The organism is Caballeronia arvi (assembly GCF_001544695.2).
In the GTDB taxonomy this organism is placed as follows: domain Bacteria; phylum Pseudomonadota; class Gammaproteobacteria; order Burkholderiales; family Burkholderiaceae; genus Caballeronia; species Caballeronia arvi.
Genome location: NZ_FCOM02000258.1, coordinates 1 through 1,134 on the forward strand (window position 1 = coordinate 1; position 1,134 = coordinate 1,134).

2 protein-coding genes are annotated in these 1,134 nt (G+C 56.8%); both read left to right on the plus strand.

Annotated features, from left to right (window positions below):
* The first annotated feature begins 170 nt into the window (after positions 1-170).
* The gene (locus AWB74_RS44760) at positions 171-431 is read left to right on the plus strand and encodes a hypothetical protein (RefSeq protein ID WP_061152830.1); all 261 of its coding nucleotides are present in this window, start codon (positions 171-173) and stop codon (positions 429-431) included.
* A 227-nt stretch (positions 432-658) separates the two neighbouring features.
* Positions 659-883 carry a hypothetical protein gene (locus AWB74_RS48555; RefSeq protein ID WP_327363370.1) on the plus strand — a complete coding sequence of 75 codons (225 nt, stop codon included), beginning with the start codon at positions 659-661 and terminating at the stop codon, positions 881-883.
* Positions 884-1,134: the final 251 nt, after the last annotated feature.

Genomic DNA, 1,134 nt, shown 5'->3' on the forward strand with positions numbered 1-1,134 from the left:
GATAAAACGGCAAGCGATGTGACGCTTGCTTCCTGGCAGTACCGATACAGGGGCGATTACGACGCGTACCTCATGGGTGCGGTGCGCAGATCTCCACACTTGAACGGTGTCGCCGGTCCCCATAACGATAGGGCTCGATGACGTCTCCGTTGAACACAAGAGGGCCGAACATGCGGCTGATCGAACCCGATGAACACAAAGACTTTCTAGCGACCCTGCAGCGCATTGGCTTGGCAGAAGGCGATTTCGCTCTTCTGGAAACCGATACGACGGACCCCAAAGGTGACGAGAACCTTGGTCTACAGGGCTACGTCACCATAGCCCGGCTATCGACGCAGGTTAAGAGGGAATACGTGATAGGCGACGAAAGCGATTGGCTACAGCATTTCACGAGAGATCTCGAAGCGGGTGTCTTCAACAGGCGGGAATGAGAGCTCGAATGCTATCGCGAAATCGACCTTCGCAACCTGTCCGCATAACTGGTGCTCGGTGGCCTGTTCAGAGCCGGAATTCCCGCGAAGGGAGGGCGGCATTCATACCGTTCCTGGCGAATTCCTTCAGGGCGCGCAGGCAGGCCTGCAGACGACGGATATAAGCCTGCAGCCAAGTCCTCGTCGAGCATCACAGCGAGATTTCTAGCAAGCCGGGCGGCGTTCATATGAGCGTCAAGCACTCTGCTCGTCGCTGGCCTTTCGGCGGCGATAGCTTTCTACACGAGCCGGTCGACGGCGGCAACTGTCATGCCGGGGTCGGGGAACACGTCGTTCCAGCCAAAGAACGGCCGATTGGCCATTATTATGTGGTACTGAGGCTTTTTTTTTATCAACGTCTCTTATTCTCCGACAAGGCCGATCAGGCGTCGGCGTATCTTCGAGCCGCTTGAGCAGGTAGTCGATGGCTTTTTGATCACCCTCCACTGCTGCACGTTCAACGTCGCTCAGCGGTATCAAGAATACCCGTCCTCTCGGCCGGGAATTGGACCCCGCGAAGGGTCCAGTGTCGTGCCGCGGTCAATCGTTCACTTGTAGACCGTAGCGCCGAATCGGTGAACGGCAGTAGGTACGATCACTGAGCGTACCGATTCGGTCGGGTGAAAACACGGATCAGTCGACTGGGCCCAGTAGCACGTCAATT